The organism is Heyndrickxia sp. FW510-T9 (assembly GCF_058781025.1).
This window is the reverse complement of sequence record NZ_JBYSWK010000041.1, coordinates 20,936-39,095: the sequence shown is the minus strand read 5'-3', so window position 1 is coordinate 39,095 and position 18,160 is coordinate 20,936. Positions and strand designations below refer to the sequence as shown.

Annotated in this window: 17 protein-coding genes and 11 tRNA genes; 20 read left to right on the top strand and 8 right to left on the bottom strand. The window is 32.1% G+C overall.

Annotation, left to right across the window (positions count from 1 at the left end):
- Positions 1-83: 83 nt before the first annotated feature.
- From AC3WJF_RS17615 to mauJ, 12 genes are all read left to right on the top strand, one after another.
- Positions 84-157: transfer RNA gene (locus tag AC3WJF_RS17615), tRNA-Met, on the top strand.
- A 63-nt stretch (positions 158-220) separates the two neighbouring features.
- Positions 221-297: transfer RNA gene (locus tag AC3WJF_RS17610), tRNA-Asp, on the top strand.
- A 22-nt stretch (positions 298-319) separates the two neighbouring features.
- A tRNA-Phe gene (locus AC3WJF_RS17605) sits at positions 320-395 on the top strand.
- An 11-nt stretch (positions 396-406) separates the two neighbouring features.
- Positions 407-482 (top strand) — tRNA-Thr (locus AC3WJF_RS17600).
- A 10-nt stretch (positions 483-492) separates the two neighbouring features.
- A tRNA-Tyr gene (locus AC3WJF_RS17595) sits at positions 493-576 on the top strand.
- 7 nt (positions 577-583) lie between these two features.
- A tRNA-Trp gene (locus AC3WJF_RS17590) sits at positions 584-657 on the top strand.
- 15 nt (positions 658-672) lie between these two features.
- Positions 673-748: transfer RNA gene (locus AC3WJF_RS17585), tRNA-His, on the top strand.
- 28 nt (positions 749-776) lie between these two features.
- Positions 777-848, top strand: a tRNA-Gln gene (locus tag AC3WJF_RS17580).
- A gap of 5 nt (positions 849-853) precedes the next feature.
- A tRNA-Gly gene (locus tag AC3WJF_RS17575) sits at positions 854-928 on the top strand.
- Between the two features lie 8 nt (positions 929-936).
- Positions 937-1,011: transfer RNA gene (locus AC3WJF_RS17570), tRNA-Cys, on the top strand.
- Positions 1,012-1,020: 9 nt separating this feature from the next.
- A tRNA-Leu gene (locus AC3WJF_RS17565) sits at positions 1,021-1,102 on the top strand.
- Positions 1,103-1,626: 524 nt separating this feature from the next.
- On the top strand, positions 1,627-2,250 hold the full coding sequence (mauJ, locus tag AC3WJF_RS17560) for a methylamine utilization protein MauJ (protein WP_492454519.1): 624 nt from the start codon (positions 1,627-1,629) through the stop codon (positions 2,248-2,250).
- A gap of 538 nt (positions 2,251-2,788) precedes the next feature.
- Here the strand turns inward: mauJ and AC3WJF_RS17555 are convergent.
- The 7 genes from AC3WJF_RS17555 to AC3WJF_RS17525 form a co-directional block, all read right to left on the bottom strand.
- Positions 2,789-3,124: a tyrosine-type recombinase/integrase gene (locus AC3WJF_RS17555; RefSeq protein ID WP_492454517.1), complete on the bottom strand. Its 336-nt coding sequence runs from the start codon at positions 3,122-3,124 to the stop codon at positions 2,789-2,791.
- 68 nt (positions 3,125-3,192) lie between these two features.
- Positions 3,193-3,651 carry a hypothetical protein gene (locus AC3WJF_RS17550; protein WP_492454515.1) on the bottom strand — a complete coding sequence of 153 codons (459 nt, stop codon included), beginning with the start codon at positions 3,649-3,651 and terminating at the stop codon, positions 3,193-3,195.
- Between the two features lie 45 nt (positions 3,652-3,696).
- Positions 3,697-4,518: a metallophosphoesterase gene (locus AC3WJF_RS17545; RefSeq protein WP_492454513.1), complete on the bottom strand. Its 822-nt coding sequence runs from the start codon at positions 4,516-4,518 to the stop codon at positions 3,697-3,699.
- A 61-nt stretch (positions 4,519-4,579) separates the two neighbouring features.
- Positions 4,580-5,416, bottom strand: coding sequence for a hypothetical protein (locus AC3WJF_RS17540; RefSeq protein WP_492454511.1), 837 nt, complete (start codon positions 5,414-5,416; stop codon positions 4,580-4,582).
- Positions 5,417-5,467: 51 nt separating this feature from the next.
- Complete coding sequence (locus tag AC3WJF_RS17535; RefSeq protein WP_492454509.1) at positions 5,468-5,869, bottom strand: hypothetical protein; 402 nt, start codon at positions 5,867-5,869, stop codon at positions 5,468-5,470.
- Between the two features lie 266 nt (positions 5,870-6,135).
- On the bottom strand, positions 6,136-6,723 hold the full coding sequence (locus tag AC3WJF_RS17530) for a hypothetical protein (RefSeq protein ID WP_492454507.1): 588 nt from the start codon (positions 6,721-6,723) through the stop codon (positions 6,136-6,138).
- Between the two features lie 496 nt (positions 6,724-7,219).
- Positions 7,220-7,762 carry a hypothetical protein gene (locus AC3WJF_RS17525; RefSeq protein WP_492454505.1) on the bottom strand — a complete coding sequence of 181 codons (543 nt, stop codon included), beginning with the start codon at positions 7,760-7,762 and terminating at the stop codon, positions 7,220-7,222.
- Positions 7,763-8,119: 357 nt separating this feature from the next.
- Here AC3WJF_RS17525 and AC3WJF_RS17520 point away from each other — a divergent pair, with 357 nt between their 5' ends.
- Positions 8,120-8,353 carry a hypothetical protein gene (locus tag AC3WJF_RS17520; RefSeq protein ID WP_492454503.1) on the top strand — a complete coding sequence of 78 codons (234 nt, stop codon included), beginning with the start codon at positions 8,120-8,122 and terminating at the stop codon, positions 8,351-8,353.
- Position 8,354: 1 nt separating this feature from the next.
- Positions 8,355-9,080, top strand: a complete 726-nt coding sequence (locus tag AC3WJF_RS17515) for a DUF2971 domain-containing protein (RefSeq protein ID WP_492454502.1) — start codon at positions 8,355-8,357, stop codon at positions 9,078-9,080.
- Positions 9,081-9,225: 145 nt separating this feature from the next.
- Here AC3WJF_RS17515 and AC3WJF_RS17510 read toward each other — a convergent pair whose 3' ends face one another.
- Complete coding sequence (locus AC3WJF_RS17510; protein WP_492454500.1) at positions 9,226-9,906, bottom strand: hypothetical protein; 681 nt, start codon at positions 9,904-9,906, stop codon at positions 9,226-9,228.
- 299 nt (positions 9,907-10,205) lie between these two features.
- On the opposite strand from AC3WJF_RS17510, the gene AC3WJF_RS17505 reads away from it, so the two are divergent.
- From AC3WJF_RS17505 to AC3WJF_RS17480, 6 genes are all read left to right on the top strand, one after another.
- Positions 10,206-11,150 carry a hypothetical protein gene (locus tag AC3WJF_RS17505; RefSeq protein ID WP_492454498.1) on the top strand — a complete coding sequence of 315 codons (945 nt, stop codon included), beginning with the start codon at positions 10,206-10,208 and terminating at the stop codon, positions 11,148-11,150.
- A gap of 156 nt (positions 11,151-11,306) precedes the next feature.
- Positions 11,307-12,242: a hypothetical protein gene (locus AC3WJF_RS17500; protein WP_492454496.1), complete on the top strand. Its 936-nt coding sequence runs from the start codon at positions 11,307-11,309 to the stop codon at positions 12,240-12,242.
- A gap of 3 nt (positions 12,243-12,245) precedes the next feature.
- A complete protein-coding gene (locus tag AC3WJF_RS17495; protein WP_492454494.1) occupies positions 12,246-13,748 on the top strand; it encodes an AAA family ATPase in 1,503 nt (500 codons plus the stop codon).
- A gap of 12 nt (positions 13,749-13,760) precedes the next feature.
- Complete coding sequence (locus AC3WJF_RS17490) at positions 13,761-15,260, top strand: hypothetical protein (RefSeq protein WP_492454492.1); 1,500 nt, start codon at positions 13,761-13,763, stop codon at positions 15,258-15,260.
- A gap of 456 nt (positions 15,261-15,716) precedes the next feature.
- Positions 15,717-16,943 carry an FRG domain-containing protein gene (locus AC3WJF_RS17485; protein ID WP_492454490.1) on the top strand — a complete coding sequence of 409 codons (1,227 nt, stop codon included), beginning with the start codon at positions 15,717-15,719 and terminating at the stop codon, positions 16,941-16,943.
- On the top strand, positions 16,940-18,115 hold the full coding sequence (locus tag AC3WJF_RS17480; RefSeq protein WP_492454488.1) for a DUF262 domain-containing protein: 1,176 nt from the start codon (positions 16,940-16,942) through the stop codon (positions 18,113-18,115). The genes AC3WJF_RS17485 and AC3WJF_RS17480 overlap by 4 nt, the downstream gene beginning before the upstream one ends.
- The last annotated feature ends 45 nt before the right edge of the window (positions 18,116-18,160 follow it).

The window sequence follows — 18,160 nt, the reverse complement described above, 5'->3', positions numbered from 1 at the left end:
TTAGCTCAGCTGGGAGAGCACCTGCCTTACAAGCAGGGGGTCGGCGGTTCGATCCCGTCATCCTCCACCATAAATATTATTGTCGCGGGGTGGAGCAGTCCGGTAGCTCGTCGGGCTCATAACCCGAAGGTCGCAGGTTCAAATCCTGCCCCCGCAATTTAAAGAGTTATTTTCAAGGAAGATTATAAGGAAGTTTATTTTCAATCCTTGAAAAAAACCTGGTCCGGTAGTTCAGTTGGTTAGAATGCCTGCCTGTCACGCAGGAGGTCGCGGGTTCGAGTCCCGTCCGGACCGCCATTTTTAATAAAATTTATACATAGGCTCAGTAGCTCAGTCGGTAGAGCAAAGGACTGAAAATCCTTGTGTCGGCGGTTCGATTCCGTCCTGAGCCACCATTTATCATTTTGCCGGCCTAGCTCAATTGGTAGAGCAACTGACTTGTAATCAGTAGGTTGGGGGTTCAAGTCCTCTGGCCGGCACCAGGAGATTGTCGGAGGGGTAGCGAAGTGGCTAAACGCGGCGGACTGTAAATCCGCTCCTTCGGGTTCGGCGGTTCGAATCCGTCCCCCTCCACCATTTATATAGGGGCATAGTTTAAAGGTAGAACTAAGGTCTCCAAAACCTTCAGTGTGGGTTCGATTCCTACTGCCCCTGCCAATTAAAATTATTATGGCGGCTATGGCGAAGTGGTTAACGCACCGGATTGTGGCTCCGGCATTCGTGGGTTCGATCCCCATTAGTCGCCCCATTTTTTTATTTATTTTAAAGTTTATTATTGGGCTATAGCCAAGCGGTAAGGCAACGGACTTTGACTCCGTCACTCTCTGGTTCGAATCCAGATAGCCCAGCTTTCGCGGAAGTAGTTCAGTGGTAGAACACCACCTTGCCAAGGTGGGGGTCGCGGGTTCGAATCCCGTCTTCCGCTCCAATTTATATGGCGGCATAGCCAAGTGGTAAGGCCAAGGTCTGCAAAACCTTTATCCACCGGTTCGAATCCGGTTGCCGCCTCCATAATAATATGCCGGTGTGGCGGAATTGGCAGACGCGCACGACTCAAAATCGTGTTCCGTGAGGAGTACCAGTTCGACCCTGGTCACCGGTATTAATTTTTAACTAAAACCCGCTTTTTTCTGCGATATAAAAAGGATTGCGAGTTTAGTCTTAATGACTGAACACGCAGTCCTTTTTATTTTAGTCGTGTCTTATAGTCGTGTGCGTAAAAATATTGTGCTACAACCTTATTTCATATACACCCAAGGTATTCCGATGAATTTAATCAGGATTACAACTTGTTTAGGCTAGGATAGGAGGTATCTAAGTTGGTACGGGTATGTTTTAAAAATTGACTCAAGGACACTTAATCCCGGCGGAAAGATCAAAGAATCAATTTCTAGAACATATTCGCACCCATTTGATAAAACTATATAAGGGAAATAAATCTTGTAAATGTAGAAAGCATTAAAGAAGTGGTTGGAGGTAAATGGTCATGACAATATGGGAAGTTGAACTTTTTGTTTTTGGTATGATTAAAGTAAGAGAAACATTATTTTTTAGAAAACAAAAAGGTACACAAGAAATGAATCCTTTTTTAGTGATATAGAAATTAAGAATTCGAATGATGGTATTGTGATTAAGGCTACTGCGTATGCTCCTACGAGAATTTTGGCAAATAATGCAGCAATGATATTCATTGGTCAGATGTTAGATTGTCTAGTAATTGATATTGATGAACCATTGTTTTTAAGTTTCGATGGCAGAAAATATTTAACTAGAAGTACTAATGTAAAGAGGTTTATAGAAAAGCATGAGTTTATTAATGCATTCGATGAGTCAATGCTATTATCTCAAAATGAACCTACATTTTTAAGAGCATATGGATGGTATAGGAAAGGGTTAGTTTCTGAAGATCCTTTTGATGCGTTCTTATCTTTTTGGAATTCAATCGAAATTGTTACATCAAAATATCAACCTAGGACAGAAAAAACGAAAAATGGCTCGAAGGCACAAACGTGGGAATCATTCAAGTATATTTGGGGAGACTGTGAAGTATGGCCAATAATTATTAAAGGAGATAATACATGGATTGACTGTAATCATGCAACAAGGAATAAAATTGCTCATGGAATTGCGGATGTAAATATTGATGAAGTAAATAATGTAATATCTAATCTAAATACTTTGAAGCTAGTATCATTAAACTTCTTGAGAGAGTGGAGAAAAACATTTGAATATGAACTGAGTACCACTTAAATCAAATAACACTGTATTCACGATATTTCAAAAAGAGTAAGTTCAATTGTTGAAATACCAACTATAAAAAATTGATAATTTCGTTCAAAAAGATAATCTAAGTTTACATAAAATGAGCAGGCAATAGGGTTTGCCTTCTTTAATATCTGAATCGTATTACACAAATTTTACACATTGTTCCACTCAAACCTTATAGAATCAATACCATTTATTCTAATTCGACCCCGACCACCGGTATTTTTAAGAATTATAAGTTATTTTTAAAGAATTTTCGAAACTGACAAATGTTGATATATCAATGTTTGTCAGTTTTTTATTTTTGAAGTTACGTTCAATTAAGATAGGAAACGATTTTTCACTACACGGATTTTACACAATGAAATGTAGTTCAACTATCTTAAAAATAGACGTAAACAACCATGAAGTTAGATCTTAAGTATAAAGTTTTGTAGTAGGATGATTATACATATATTGAGAAAGAGAAAAGCTTATCAAGTTATTAACTCATGATAAGCTTTTAACACATTTCTTTGTCTTTTTAATCCTTATTGTACATATCTTCAAATGTTTTTATTGCAATCTTTTTGTCTGCCTCTCGGCCCTCTTTTAAAAGATGAATATGCTTTCTATAAGTTGTCTCAAAATCTAGATGCCCGAGACGCTCGCTTACATACTGTAATGTTGCACCTTTATGTATTAACACACTCCCGTGCGTGTGTCTTAGTCCATGAACAGAGATTAGTGGTTTTATTTGAAGTTCTAGTAGTACTTCTTTCAACAAATCATTTGCATGAGTGTTGGTAATAACTTGATATTGAGAATTAGCGTTTTTATCTCTAGGTCGTATAACCCACCCCTTATGGAAAAGTGACAAGAAATTACCTTTTCCTTATATTTTCCTCCAATTAATGTCGATAAATTTCTATCGATAAATTTAACTTTTCATTCTCTCTCGATAGCTATGTAAAATTTATGAAATTTTTCATTTTCAGGATCCCTTGGATCTCCATCTGGCATCATTACTTCCTTTGGAACAATTACATAATGCTTTAAATCCACAGTTTGTGTCATTAATTGCACATATTCCTCAATACATACATCAAATTTTAGACCGATGTCTCTATAATAGTCTGAATATTCACCTGAAGCTTGAATAAAGCAATCTGATCCCTCATCATATTCTGGATATGCGCCACATCTATTAAAGAAAACGTTTCTGCTATTTTTTTCATCAATAATGTAATGAAAAACAGTAACTCCAGTTTCTTCATAAAACCTTTGAAGTGTTTCCCTATTATAAGACATTGGAATAATTGCAATAAATTCCTCCTCCATTAAATTTTGATATTTAGGTTTTAATACTTCTTTAAGCTCTTTATAATCAAGAATGGTGACATACATCCTTATTTTCCTCCTTTTGAACTTATGCTAACTCGGACTGTAAACTTATTTTTTAATACTGTATTCTTTCCAAGAGTTATCGTCTTGTAAGGTAAAACTAGAATAAGAATTATTTCTAGAATCATATTTTAGAATTGGAACAATACCACTTTTTCTTGTATTGCCATCAATGAAGAAGTGGCTTTGCTTATCCCAGAAGACTTTACCACAATTGCTAGTATCTTTTGATACTTCATTAGTATGGATATGACCTGAGATAATATCCTTATAAAAATCACCTAACGTTGCTGGATATTTATTTGTAAATATAAAATCTGGAGTTCCTACTTCCCATAAATCCTCAGCTTCTTCATCAATGCCAGCATGAACATAGATTTGACTATCTGTAGTGTAGTAACGTTTTTCTTTTTCCTTTTCTCTGAGCCATGATACAAGTGGTTTGAACTTTTCTCGAGTTCTGAGACGGTAATTAATTTCAAAAATGAATGTTCCAAGGAAGTCACCATCTCTTGCTAAAGTTTTAGATACTCGAATAATACTCTCCAATTCTTCTTCTGTGAAAAAGCTTTTTATTGTCCGCATATCGTCACTTGTGGGATACTCGTTAATATTATTGTCCATAAGATTTAACCAGTTAAGGAAAGCTTCATCATGATTCCCAAGTAAAACGATAACTTGCTTATGATATTTCTTTTGTAGTTTCATGATATGATCTAAAACTTTATAAGAATCTATTCCACCATCAACATAGTCGCCTAGAAATAAAAGAAGATTTTCAGAATTTGAGTCTAAATCTATAACTTCCAAAGATTTTTGCATTTCTTTGTAGTGTCCGTGAATATCGCTCATTGAATAAATTATTGACATAAAAACACCTTTTTCTAGTAGAATTGAAGTTACTACTCTTTTTATTGTTCATCAGTACTATTTACATAATCTCTCCATAGAAGAAATACGTTTCTAGTTCTGATTCAAATTCTGGATTATATTCGATAACTTTTTTGCAGAGAGCTTTAACCATACATATTCCTCGCTGTTCAATATTTATTTCAACATTTTCTAAGAATTCTTGTATGTCAGTAATGCTTTTTGGTAGAGAATACAATTTATCATGCTCATCCCAAAGTTTTTTTATAGTATAATCTTCATTAAGATAATCTGTCATAAAAAATTTATCGACATAAAATCTAAAGTTAAAACCGATAGCTTCACTTTGTTTCATTAATGATAATGCGTAGTCCCAATAATCATTTCCTTGCCGTCCTTTGTTAAACCCTTTCGTTTCAATAGTAAAATTTCCGAGTGTATGAGTTTTAGAAGCAAATCCGAAAAATAAACTATTTATCTCATTGTATTTATCATTGTCAAATTGTTTTAAGAGAGTATTAAATGTTTCTCCGTTAATATTTCCATTTTTCCACTTACCATAAAGCTTACCAGTTCTAAGAAAGAGAGCTTGTTTGTAGGTACTCCAAAAAGAATTCATAATATCAGTGTCAAATATTGTTGAATATAAATCAATATCCCAAAGAATTGAATATATATTTATAGCTAAGTCAGTCGCTTCGATTTCTCCTTTACTATATAATTCATTATCATCCAGATACCACTCAAAAATCTGTTTTATGGGATTTTCTATCGATTTTTTATTTTCTTTCAGATTTCTGCATTTAAAGTCATACTCCCAAGGTTTTACTTTTTTAGTATCACATTCTTGAAACCAATTTTTGATTTCTCTAATTTGTTCTGGTTTATTATTCTTCATTATTATTGTCCCTCTCTTCTCTAGTTTATTGAGATTAAACATTTTACTTTATTACCTTGCATTTACAGCATGCAAATAAGCGACATAACAGGCAAAATCTCCAATACGTTTGCGTTCATGAACTTCATTGCTACTTAACTTATAGAACCATTGATTATTCCAGCCTTGTTGCTCCATATAGCGACTAATAATTTTGATAGTAAGAATCACATTATTATGTATTGCCGTTCTAGAAGGGTCAATATCCATTTTTTCTTCACGGCTCAAAGTGAGCCATTTTCCTCTGATTTCTGCATATGTAACAGAAGCTTTTACAAAATCTTCCCAGAACTCTTTAAATTCGCTATCAATGAGTTTTGCTGAGACAAGAATCTCTGAATAAATTTCTTCGGCTTCGATTGTAGATAAGTGACCTTGATGGGCTGTAAAATCAGTATAAGTATAAATTTTCATTAAATCCCTCTCTCTGTTAGTACAAATATTCTTACAAAAAAGTATATCAAAAAGAAGTGATTAATTCAAATGTTGTGCAGAATTTTTGTAAGAAAATTTCGATTAGTAGTTGAGACAAAATTTTAATAGTTTAACTGTGTTGAGCAAAGAACGCTCAACAGAACCTCTTGAGTTAATCGACTTTTGTATGAAGATAGATAAATCTTATTAATTAGTTACAAAACTCAATCAAATCAAGTGGTGTAAATTGGCGGTAAAGTGTAAATTTATTGTTTAGGTATTCTATTAAAGTTAAAGCTGTAATTCTTTAATAAAATCAAATTTTTTTGTATCAAGATAAGGACTTTCCCAGTATTGAGAGTTTCTTTTCCTGGCCATTGCATATACAAGAATCCAGCTCCTTTAGTTTCTATTGGTTGTATTACTGGAGTAGCAGACCCGAATACCATTCTATAACCATCACTACTGTTAGCATCTAAGGCAATACGTAGTCCCAAATTATCACGGAGGTCAGTATTCAGCGTTTCTGTTCTCATCTGCTGGGCTACAATCAAGATAAATACACTAGCTTGACGACCGAGGAGAGTAATCTGCTTGATACCGTCCATTCCCCCACTAACAACAGCTTTTGAGTTTTTATCCGTTCCACTTGCTTGAAATGCTCCCATTTCATCGAAGACAATCCATACAGGTTTATAGCCTTGCTCTGAAAAGTTTGCTTCATACTTGAGGTTTTCCCTCATTGCTGTATAACCTTCTTGCATTTCTGTAACTGCGAGGCGAATAATACGAGCGATATTGTTTGGATTTGTGGCTACTCGTTCATCTCCGAGATAGCAGGAAAGTGAAAACATTGCTATTTTCTTCTTGAAAATTGAATGTTTAAACTAGGGATATGATTCATTTAATTACCTCTAAAATATGATTATCAAATTTCAATAAGATCTATCAGTTTTTTGTTTTAGAAGAATATCATCAGCACTAAAAGTAAGCTGCTTATTCCAAACTCCGATTTTTAAATTTACTAAATCACCATTAATTAATGATGCTTTTTCAATATATTTTTGTAAAAGTGTCATATTAGTATTACGAATTTTCACAGAGATAAATTCAAGGTACGCTGGGCTAGTTGGGTCTTGAATAGAAATATTAACTTTTTTGCCATTTGCATTTTTGGTTTCAAATGCTTTTCGTAATTTATTTCGTAATTTTCTTACTCTTTCCCCAACAAAAATATTTTATCAAAATAGAAAAGTTAATTCATAAATAATGTGCTAAAAAATGTAAGAAAGTTTATTGAACAGAAAAAAACTCAAGAAATATAAGTTTTCCTGAGTAATGTTCTATTATTTAGTGAAGTTTTAATATTTCAGATTCAAGATTGTCTAACAGCTCAATAATTTGCTTCTGTATATCATTATCAAAACTTGAAGTTACCAGTTCCCTCTTTTCTTCAAAAAGTTTTGCCATATCAGTTTTGATATCTGAGTTTTTCTTTTCATCATAAAAATCATTATTTTTGATATAAGCTGCTTTTAATATCCCGCGAATACAAACCCCAACTGTAACAGAGCGAGTTCCGATAAGAACGGGTAATTTCATCTTTAAGTCTTGAATTCCCTCTTTGACATCATCTGTTACTTGTATTTTGAGCATTTGTGCAGTAGAACTAACTTCATAATCAGATTTATTGATTATAGGAAGTGGGGTTTCGTGTATTCTTTTCCAATCGGTATCATAAGAAGAATCTTCAACCCAGCGAGAATCTTCAAAGGCTTTTATTAAGCAATCTCCTTTAGTAACAGTTCCACCTATTTTTGTTTCATAATCACATCTCATTTTTTCTAATAATCTAGCTGTCTCGATTGAGATTCTAGCTTGATAATAATTCATTTATTTATACCTCGTATTACTTGTTTTTAAATTATCTTGTTCACTATTTTATCACATATTCTAAAACTGAATATGGTTTATGAAGGATATTCTGACAGAAAATAAGAAAAACCGATTACGATTGAATTAATAATACAAATAGGTATATTCGTTGTGGAGCCACGATCATGGCAATGGGGAGGAATTTGAATGAAGGAAATACGAGTATACAAAAAAGCACAATAGTTGAGTTGATTCGTGGGAATCACAATTTTTTATATACCAAGCGTGATAAAAACAGACCTGGGTATCAAGTTTATTTTTTTGAAGAAACGCCCAAACTACTTGAAGACTTGAAACTGCTCGAGAATGAAAACCATGAAAAAGTTTAAGAACCTTGTGAATACAATACTGCTTGGTGTCAGTGCAATATCGATATTGTTATCAATGGCGATCATGGTATGGGTGAATGCTTTCCCTAAAGACCCCGAAATGGAAGTTAAAATACCAATAATTCAAGAAAACGCTGCAAAAAGAGCAGAAGCTATTAAACAATTGCAACAAGAAGCGATGTGCGAAGATGAAAGATTTGTCCATACTTCTAGTGAATAGCATGCCAAAATTTTGGGCGTTATTTTTTTATTGTCAAATATTAATAGATTTTTATATTATTAAATTAACTGAAAAATACTTTGAGGTGGAAACAATGGGATATGATAGTGAAAAATGGTCTAAACGATTACAATATCGTTCAGACCTTAGCGGATTTGTTTACCATATGACCAAAGATGAAATTGGTCCTCTTGGAACAATAAATTTAGATGCTTTACACCGTTTGCTGAAAATAATTAAGGAAAGAAAGCTTAATGGAAGTTCAACAGATTCAGGTTTTATAACAGGAAATAGAAAAGCTATCTGTTTTCAAGATGCACCTATTTCAGGTGTATTGCAAAACATTCTTCATGAAAATAATTTCAAGCATGAACTATTAGGAAAAACTCGTTATTCATATTATGGGATAGCGTTTCCTAAACAATATATTTTTAACAAAGGGGCAAGGCCCGTTTTTTATGAAGAAAAAGAAAAAGCAAAGAAAATACTGCCCCCTGATGAATATTGGAGGATTGTTGACTTTAACCTTAACAATGCAAACAATTTGATAGATTGGACTCATGAAAGAGAGTGGAGGTTACCATCTAACGAATTTTACTTTGATTTATGTTCAGCAGTAATCTTGGTGCCAAACCAAGATAGCCAAAGAAAATTAATAGAAAATCTTCCTGAAGAAGATTTAAAAGTGCTTATGGGCATAATTCAAATAAGTCCACTAGTATATTAATAAAAAATGTGTTGGTAGCACAGCTTGACGTTAAGCGTATTTAGTAACGTATTCCGATAAATCAATTGGAATGCTTAATTATAAAAAGTTTCTTTTAAATGTATAACTTTTTAAACATAAAAAAAGGCGTAACTTTGTTACGCCTCTACCATAAATCATCCTCACTTAAATCACTCATTGCTTTTTCATGATAAAAATCTTCCATATCTTCTTGCCATTGTTTCATCTCCGCTTGTGTTATTTCAAATCTTTCTAAATCTACTTTTTCATATATTCCAGGAATTTGTTCTTCAAAAAAACCTAATATATTAAGGTATAGAATTTTTAACTCCTTTATTAATTCTTGTTCCTCTTCTGAAGTTAGTTTGATTGAGTGATGAGTTATATCATTCCGATACTTATTAATTAAGTAAATAGAATCCCCAAATTCTTTCGTAATTTCAATATCACATAAAAGTTCTATTCTATCTACTGCTTCTCTTAAGGTAATAGTTTCTAATATTTTATTTTGTAATTTATCTTTTGGAACATCAAATACAGTTGCCAGATTTTTTTCTAAGTATGTGCCAAATCCTTTTACTTTTGGAGGCATATGCTTTAATTGTTCCTTTGCCTTCATGTACACTTTTATATCCTTAAATATTAAAGATTCATTCCTACTCGATAATATGTATTTTAATAATATTTCAATTCCATGATTAAGATATATAATTGCATCTTTGAGAAGATGATATGAATTTGGTCGATGTAGTTCATCAAATCTTTTGAGTGAGTCTTGTGTCTTTTTTAATGAATCTATGCCATTATCCAATAATGTAAATTCCATACAGATACCCCAATTCATCTTTTTTATATTATTATACCAAATTATATATCTTAGAAATTTACATTAAATGATGATAGTTTTCTTGATATTCCTGTAGATGCAAGGATTTCTTTTACAAAACTTGAATAAGCACTGATAATAATCTAAAAGATTAAGAAAAATATAAACAAAACTAATCCCAGCTCTGATGGCTTTTTATTTTGAATTAACAAAAAGAAAATAATTATGTAATTTTAGTGGGAGTAGTACTATAATCATGGTAATATGATAAAATTTAACAAAAAACTAGGAGCTGTTTTATGAGCAGAGAAGAAAAGCTATTATCACTGCCATACCGTCAAAGACAATTTATTCATATAGTGGATGGATACAAAGATTTAAAATCAAAAAATGAAGGTAACTTTCTTGAGGATACTGCAGATGTGGTATTTGACTCGTTAAAAGAAACCTTTCACGATTCGTTCAATCCTTCGAGAATAGTTGATAATTTAAAACAAAAAAAGTGGACGAAGTTATCATTAGTACCTTCAGTAAATCTTGTAACTAATGTTATTGGAAGCATCAAGGAAAAAACAAATGGGAAAGACTTCACAATAGATAAAGTTTGGGAAAATGAAGATATTAAACCTATCGTTTTAGAGGAGCAGTCGAAACTAAAATTCCAAGTTGGTCATCCATTGAAAAACACAGTTTATGTTGCACATCCAGTAGATAAGGATACCTACTTTCCATTTGCTAATTTTCATAGGCTAACCTTTGAACACAAGTGGGCAGAAGCTATTAATCTATTACTTCATTTAGGGGCAACCGAAATAAAAGTTGTACATAAGACAGGTTGGAAAACAGATTTCGCTGCTAATATGGATGATAATTTCTCTGTTGATGGTGTACCTATTAATTCTAAAGTGAATTTCGAATCTAAACAAAGCTCAGCTAGTGGTATTATTAGTGAATTTCATCTTCCAAATAATAAGATAGCACCACAGTTACCAGACAATCTAGTTTGGTATGAACACGAGAACACATGGAAGGAAATAGTGCGTGGTCGATTAAAATTTAATTTAGGAAAATTTTCCTTACAATTAGAATATAAAGAAGACTTTAATGTTAACGCTGATTTTAGCGCAAAAGTATTAGAATATGGGTTAGGCATTGGTGGAAAGTTTGAAAAACATGAATCAACAAGTTGGTTATTACAGGGCAAATTTAATTCTGTACCAGCTAAAAATTTAGTCTTAATTTGACCTTTTAATATTCACATTTAGTTTATCTGCCGTTATAAAAAGGTACATCACTTGGATTTAGTGGTGAGGTTTATGGTAATGGAATTGATATGTGGTTAAGGAGCCAAGGAGGCTCGATTTGCTTAAAATAGGAGAAAAAAGTTGGAGGAAAAGATTATGGCTAAAACGATTAAGTTTAATTTAATATGTGACGGGAATCCAGTAAGAACTTTGGAAGATTTAAGAGATAATTTTTCAATTGAGGATGTTCTTAATTATTATAATAATGAACTTCTTCAACGTTGGCTTAATGTACGGGGATATAATAAAGAACTAGAAATGGTAGAAAAACTTCATGGTTTAGATACATTAAATTTGATAAAAGAGTTAATTGTTTTATTTGGTGTAGAGGTTGATCCTATTTCCATTGAAGAAAATACATACATTTTGAAATATAAGAAGGAAACAGAATATTTCTTGGAAGAATATAAGAATATGGACTTTAAGGTATCTGCAATTATAGATGATTATCATACAGGATATAAACAATTAATTGACTCTATTATTGAAAATAAAAATGATATTGCGAAGATCAAATCCGCAATTAAAGAAATAGATAAGAAATATTATAGTTTGTATTTAATGGATTACCGAGGGTTATTTTACACTTTTTTAGAATTTGCTCCGCTAGCTATTTTCGTAATGTTAATGAATGAAAATATGCGTAAAAAATATCTGCCTATTCTCACTAAGGATCAAAATGGGAATATTGTGACGGTGACAGAAGATTTTAGTTTTACTTACGATTCGGATAAAAGTAAAATGTATGAGGAAATCTGCAATTTCCTAAATAACTATAACAAATTAATTGAAATACTAGGAGAAAACCTAAGAGAGTTCTCAGGTGCAACAGATGGTTATTGGAAGGATGTTGAGCCTAAAGGAAAAAAATACTTGATTTTGTCAATGCAAGTTGGGAACTATATTCGAAGTGCTGGTGTTTCAGGTGGAGATTTAAGTAGTACGGATATTAATAAGAACTTTATGATAATAGAAGGTATTGACTATAAGAGTAACAACTCAAAACATAAATTACTGTATATGGAGGTGTAGTTTATGCGTAAAAAATCTGAAGATATATTGGCTTCATATATTGATGCTTTACACCCCATTATATATATTAATCATTTTGATTTTAAAGTTATCGATGAAGCGTTAAATAATGTATCACATGGAGCTAAGATCGTTGAATTTAACAATGCTCTAGGTGCAATAAATTTTCACACTAAGAGTCCAGTTATGGAATGTGAGTTGGAACAATTTTTGAAAATTTCTATGGATGACGGATTTGAAAATGATATATTTATTGTTCTGAAGGACATTCATGATCAATTGAGTAATCCTAAAGTAATTGCATTGCTAAAGAGAATCGCCGAGGATAACCTCTATCGTGAAGAATATAACTCAACAATTTTCATAGTGTCCTCAAAAATTGTTATTCCGTTTGAGTTAGAAAATTATATAACAGTTTTCGATATTCCGTTACCTACTAATATTGAAATAATGGGTATTATTCAAAGCTTTGTAAGAGATCTTGATATTGAGGTAGACCAGGAGATAATAAATGATATCGCTCTTTCTTTTAAGGGATTAAATGAGTTCCAAATTAAACAAATATTAAATCTTGCTTACCAAGACGGAGGGTTTATTGACGAAGAAGATAAGCTATTGATCCTTCAGGAAAAAGAGCAGTTTATAAAAAAATCAGGTATGTTAGAAATCGTGAATTTTAAGGAAACAATTGACGACATTGGCGGTCTTGAAAATCTTAAAGAATGGTTAAAGAAAAAAGCCAAGATTTTTAGTAATTTGGATAAAGCAATCAAATTTGGTGTTGATATTCCAAAAGGTATTATGATTATTGGTATGCCCGGATGTGGAAAAAGCCTTACTGCTAAAGCAACAGCAGGACTTTTTGAAATTCCACTGGTTCGTCTTGATGTTGGTAGATTGCTAGGCAAATATGTCGGTGAATCTGAGGATAACATGAGAAAGGCACTCAAACTGTCAGAAGCTATTAGTCCGTGTGTACTGTGGATTGATGAAATTGAAAAGGCCTTTTCAGGTGTCGGTGGAGATGGCGGTGGAAGTGATGTTACAACCCGCCTGTTTGGGCAGTTTCTTACTTGGATGCAAGAAAAAGAGAATACGGTGTTTATAGTGGCAACAGCTAATGATATATCAAAGATGCCACCAGAATTTTTACGAAAAGGGCGATTTGATGAATTGTTTTTTGTCGATTTACCTAATGGAGAGGAAAGACGTAAGATTCTTGAGATTCATTTAATGAAACGTGGTAAGTGGACAAAAGATATCGATTCTATTGCTTTAATTAAAGAAACAGAAGGTTTTAATGGTGCAGATTTGGAGGCTGTAGTGAAAGACACTATTGAAAATGCCTTTATTGATGGGCAAGAGACTGTAACTACGGCAGATATGCAAAAGTCCGTTAAGGATACTAAATCTATTTCTAGCACTCTAAAAGAAAAAATTTCACAAATTAAAGATACTATTAGCAAAATAGATATTAAGCCTGCGAATAAAGCAGATGTTAAGTAAGGAGGTTAAATCATGCTGGAAGTGAAAAACAATGAGATCTTATTGATAGATGATATGTTTGAACCCCTTTTAATAGGAATTGATGCTGAAAATTTAAAGCCTATTCAAAAGAAATTCATGGAAAGTTATATTGCTCATAAAGATAGTATGTCAGTTGAGGAATGGCTATCGATGGAATTGCACATTAATCTTCCTGAGAAATCAGATCAGGAAATACAAAAAATTAGTACTGAAATTATTAGTACAATAAAAGTGAATGAAGAAAAAAAGTTTTCACTTGAACAAGCAATTAATAATGGTCGAAGCAAGGAGTCATGGTTTGCCTCTGAAACTAAAAAGGCTACTGCACATCTAAGAGTTCAGGAAACATTAAAATATCTTCAAAATTTAGATACAGCACTAGGTTCTGCGAATGATGCTTTATATGAAACAATTATCACTCAAAATGGTGCGGTAAATTTAAATCCGCAACTAGATGGATTCATAGCCGAACAATATCATGCTCAAACATTTAATTTGAACGCAGAGTCAACTGGTAGTCAGTATAGAGCAAAGGTTCTACAACCAGAAGGACAAGTTTATGCTAAAAATTCTGTAGATGTTGTGATTGTTGATGGTAACGGTAAAGTTGTAAGAAGATATCAATCAAAATATTGTAAGGATGCTGAAAGTACTCTAGATGCTTTTAAAAAGGGAGACTATAGAGGTCAGAGAAAATTAGTTCCAGATGGCCAAGAAATTGATATAAAAAATTCAACAAATATCATAGAGGCACCAGATGGAACGAGAAGTAACCCACTTTCAAAGCAATCTGCTAAGGATTTACAAAAGGAGGCTCAAAGTGGGAAATGGGATGATCTGAATTGGAGCGAATATCATACTAAAGACTTAGCGATGGGAATCGGAAAACAGGCTGGACAGGCCGCCTTGATGGGTGCAGCAATGGGAGTAGGATTTAATGTTGCTAAAAAAGTTTGGAATGGGGAATCGATTGACGGGGAAGAGATTCTAGAAACCGCTTTGATATCTGGTGCTGATTTTGGAGTTAAAGCAGCGGCTGCAGGAGCTATAAAAGTAGGTGCAGAAAAGGGGCTTATTTCTGTTATACCAAAAGGTACACCAGCAGGAACTATTGCAAATATTGCTCACGTAGCAATTGAAAATGTAAAAGTGATTGGCAAAATGGCTACTGGTGAACTTACTATAAAAGAAGGAATAGATAAAATGGAGCAGGTTACTATATCAACAGTTGCTGGAATAGCAGCTAGTGCTAAAGCTGCTACGGTTGGAGCAACTATTGGAACAGTATTTGGTCCAGTAGGTACTGTCGTTGGAGGATTTGTTGGTGGAACAGTAGGATACATGGCAGGTTCAATAGTTGGAGATACCGTTTTAAAGGGTGTTCAAAAGGTCCGTGAAGTTGCAAATGATGTGGTTAAATCTATTGTGGATACAGTTAAATCAGGTGTAAATACTGTTTGGAGTGGAGTTAAAAGTTTATTAAGTTGGTAGTTTCTTTTGATACTATGCATTTATTAGTACAACATCGTATCATTGATAAAGGATATTAAGTTATTTGATTTAATAGTTATGGATCCTGTCCCTCGGTACAACAAAGCTTTAGTTTGTTGGGTTCAGGTATCATTACAAAGAAATGACTCGTTTTTTTTTCGTACAGTAATTTAATTTCTTAATTTTCACCTTTTCTTCAAATAGTTGAAAATTAATTGGTAAAACCCATTGTCTAAGTTGAAATTGCGTGTGATTTTGTACATGCGTTGGTACTTTCTTTATTGGATTTGGAATGGCTACTGCCTGACTTATCCATTACAAATAAATATCTCTTTTCTTTGCATTAAACGAAAATAACGAATGTTATGGGTATTTTTAATATTGAATTTTAATTAATGTGACAATTGTGATGTCCTTTTTATTTATAATATCGGTAATAATAAAGGGAGTGAACTAATGGATATATTTAGTTTTTCGATATTCCAAGAAGCAAAGATGCAATCTGAAATCCTAGAAAAAAACCAAGATGCCTATTACTATGTATATGGAAATTATAGAAAAGAAATAATTGAGATTAATGAGAAATTTGAAAAACAAGATATTGAAAATTCATTTGAAGGATTCTTAATTGAAGACCATAATAAAATACTGTACAGAAATTTATTATATTTATTAGATGGTGTGAAGATTATTGAAAGAACCTCTTCTTCGGTAGAGAAAAGTGCTGAAGATACTGAAGATGTAGAGAATATTAAGCATTTAACAATAAAAGAATTGTTAGAGATGTATGAAATTGTTGATGGTAATTTAAAGATTGATATTAAAGAATTAATTCAAAAAATTGATGAAAAAAAGAAGAATGATATTTGGGATGAGAGTATAGTAGAAGAAACTATTGCTAACAAATTTTTAATAGAAGATAAGTCTAATGTAAGATTAATAAATTCACTAAGTGACTATACTCAGTTTATTTATGACCTTGAAGCAAGGATGCCCAATAATTTAGTTTCACGAGGTCAAAAAAACTGTAGTTATGATTTAGAACCTTCCCTATATAGAATTCATAAGAAAAAACAGGATGTACATGCAAAAGGATATGAACAGACTTTTAGACAAAGAATAGCACATTACATAAAAGACACAAGAGAAAGAACTGTGGAGGAATTACGTGCAGAAGGGCAACATTATGGTTTACCTACTGAATACCTTGATTTTACAGAAGCACATATAATATCTTTATTATTCGCAATAGAGGATTACACATACAATGAGAATCATTCGATTGTTTTCTTTATAGATTCAGCATCATTTAATAAAAGTTCAATTAATAAAGAAGAGAAGCTAATAAATCTACAAATGGAAAGTGAAAGGGAGTATTTAAAAGATTATTCTTCCTGCTCTTACTTTATTAAATTACCAAATATAGATGAGAGAATCCACTTTCAAAAAGGGTGTTTTTTAAGGGTTTCTCAACAAGATTACATGGATAAAAAAGACTTTCTAGATAACTTAAAGGATAAATGTGGGATTGCTATAATAAATAAAGACTATAAAGAAGAAATACTTAAGGAATTGTTTAGTTTAGGAATTACATTTGAAAGTATATATCCCGATAAACAAAATTTAGCAAAATCAATTAGGTTTAACTATGAAGTTATGCAAGGAGGAGTGAAATTAAAATGATCAGGTATTTTTCTTCAAATATTAAATATAAAAGACCAGAAATTTCCGTACAAGATATAGTTAAGTTTATCGAAAAAGGAGAAAAATTTCTAAAGTTAGATGTAAATGAACCCTATGATGTAATGGATTATATTAATGGAATCATAATTAGTCCTGATTATCAAAGAAGCTATAAGTCAACTTTAAAGGAAGAGAGTAGTATTATTGAATCACTATTAATTGGCATACCCATACCAGAAATTTTTCTAATAAGAAATAATAAAAATCCATATAAGATGAGACATGTAATGGATGGGCAGCACCGTTTAAATGCTATTTATAGATATATTAATAATGAATTCCCTTTAAAGGGACTTGAATTAAGAGATGAGTATAATAATTTCAGATTCTCTGATTTAAGTATTGATGATAAAATAAAAATTTTAGGAAGTAACTTATCAATTTTGGAGTTCGAGGGATTTGATAAATCTGAAGAGGAAATCGAACTTTTTAAAAGATATAATACTAATACAAAGAAATTGGAAGTACAAGAAATTGAAATGGTTACCTATTTTTCTGAATCAAATAAATATATAAGTAAATTCATTAATCAACTTATAGAATATAGAAATTATGAGGATACAAAAGAAAACAAATTATATTTGATATATAATATAACGAATGTAAGAAACAGTAAACAAAGAAATCACCAAGAATTATGTGTAATATTAAATATTATTGAGAATGGTTTAATTGACATTAGAAATGCAAGTGACATATCCAAGGATTTTCTTAAGAAAAAATCGGAATTATTTAAAGAAGGAAAAGAAGAAAATTTATCAAACTTAATTAATGAATTTGAACTCTTTAATGAATTTATTCTTAAATTAGCGGATGAAATGGAATATCCATTTTCTCCAAGAATTTTAAAAGACGGAGAATCCAAATTAAATAAATTTAGTATTGGTTTAGGTATAGTTTATGCCGCTTTATGGCATTATTTTAGGGTTGACATTAATAACGAAAATTTATATGAAGAAGTAAGGGACTTTATTTCTAAGACACCTATTAGTGATCCCGATTATAATGGTTCAACTACTAATTTAAATATGGTTTCAAAATATCTTTTTGAAAAAAATCCTATGAGCAATATGGATTATAGTTCTTTGAAATTGAAGTGGGAATATCTATAATCAACATATGGAGAGCGGATCGTAATTAAGAAGGGGATTTATATG